We start from the raw sequence: 1,339 nt of genomic DNA, 5'->3' as shown, positions 1-1,339 counted from the left end.
CTGGATTTTTAGTATCCTTCTTAAATTACAAGACAAATTTTTTACAGATTTTATTTTCGTCTGGGTATAAAAGAAAACAAATTTTAAAAAGCAGTATATTGACGTCGTTAATTCCTTTATTATTAATGGCAATTACTGCTGTTAGCATTAATTTAGTCATTCTTTATAGTCGCATTCCTCACCAATATATTAATTATCCTCTAGATAAAATTATTTTCTACCAATTTTGCATCTTATTAGTTGCCATTTGTTACTATTTTTTAGGTTTTTTTTCTGGGACTATTTTGGGACAGGGGATTACAGGCGCCTTATCTTTGATCGGCTTTGTCTTTGGATTAGAGTTGATAAAGCAAAATATTTTAGATATCTTGAACAATGTCTTCAACAATATTTTCAATAATAAAAATGATGGAATTTATTATCAATCATTTTTTGTCCGATTTGATACCTATTCACATTGGCTGATATTAGATGGATTTGTTATACTAACTACTTTTCTCTTCTATTTTTCTGCTCAATATTTCTATCAAAGATTAAGTTTAGAGGAGAAAGGAAACTATCTATTATTTCCTAAGTTTCGCTTACCAATTTCTTTGGTTGCAGGGATTTTCACAGCTTATAGTATTTGTGGAAACATTGGACTTGGGAGTAGCTCAATTAATTTACTCATAAGATATAATATACTTCCAGGTATTTTAGTGTTTGTAATCACATTTTGCTTCTTCATGGTACTAAATAATTATAAAAAGATTTATGAAAAAATTGGAATGATAGTTGTAAAAACCAATAAATAACTTAGTAAAAAATAGCTTCTAATTTAATAATAAAAGCTCCTTTATGAAACTAAAGGAGCTTTTAAATATTTACAACGATTAAAAGAACGGTTAATCAATACTAGGCTTCTAGTAAGGGATAAGGAGATTGAGAAAATTTTCATTTATTTATATACCTATAAATCGTTGTTCTTGACACTCCCCAAGAATCCGCAATCGACTTAATTGGCGTACCACTTTCTACCAAGGTTTTAAGAAGCATTATGTCTTTCTCTGAAAATTTCTCAGGTCTTCCTCCAAGCCTTCCTCTTGCACGTGCGGCTTCTCTACCAGCGGCAGAACGTTCTAAAATAAGGTTTCGCTCAAATTCCGCAAAGGCCGCAAATAAATGAAACATCAATTGTCCAGTCGAACTTGATTTATCCATTGTAATATTTTCTTGTAGACTATGAAAACTTACCCCCTTATTATTAAAAGAATTAACAATATTAATGAGGTCCTCCATATTTCTACCTAATCGATCTAACCGCCAAACAACGATCGTGTCTCCAGGACGAGAAAATTCG

Annotated in this window: 2 protein-coding genes; one reads left to right on the top strand and one right to left on the bottom strand. The window is 30.9% G+C overall.

From position 1 onward, the window contains the following. A partial coding sequence (locus tag AB0N16_RS41820) for a hypothetical protein (RefSeq protein ID WP_365806041.1) occupies nt 1–794 on the top strand: 794 nt, incomplete at its 5' end. Nucleotides 795–933: 139 nt separating this feature from the next. On the opposite strand, the gene AB0N16_RS41815 is transcribed toward AB0N16_RS41820, so the two are convergent. After that, the coding region (locus tag AB0N16_RS41815) for a recombinase family protein (RefSeq protein ID WP_365806040.1) at nt 934–1,339 on the bottom strand (406 nt) is incomplete at its 5' end.

This window comes from Streptomyces sp. NPDC051105, assembly GCF_040682795.1.
Taxonomy (GTDB): domain Bacteria; phylum Actinomycetota; class Actinomycetes; order Streptomycetales; family Streptomycetaceae; genus Streptomyces.
Note: the sequence above shows the minus strand (reverse complement) of the source record. Positions and strands in the feature narration are given on the sequence as shown.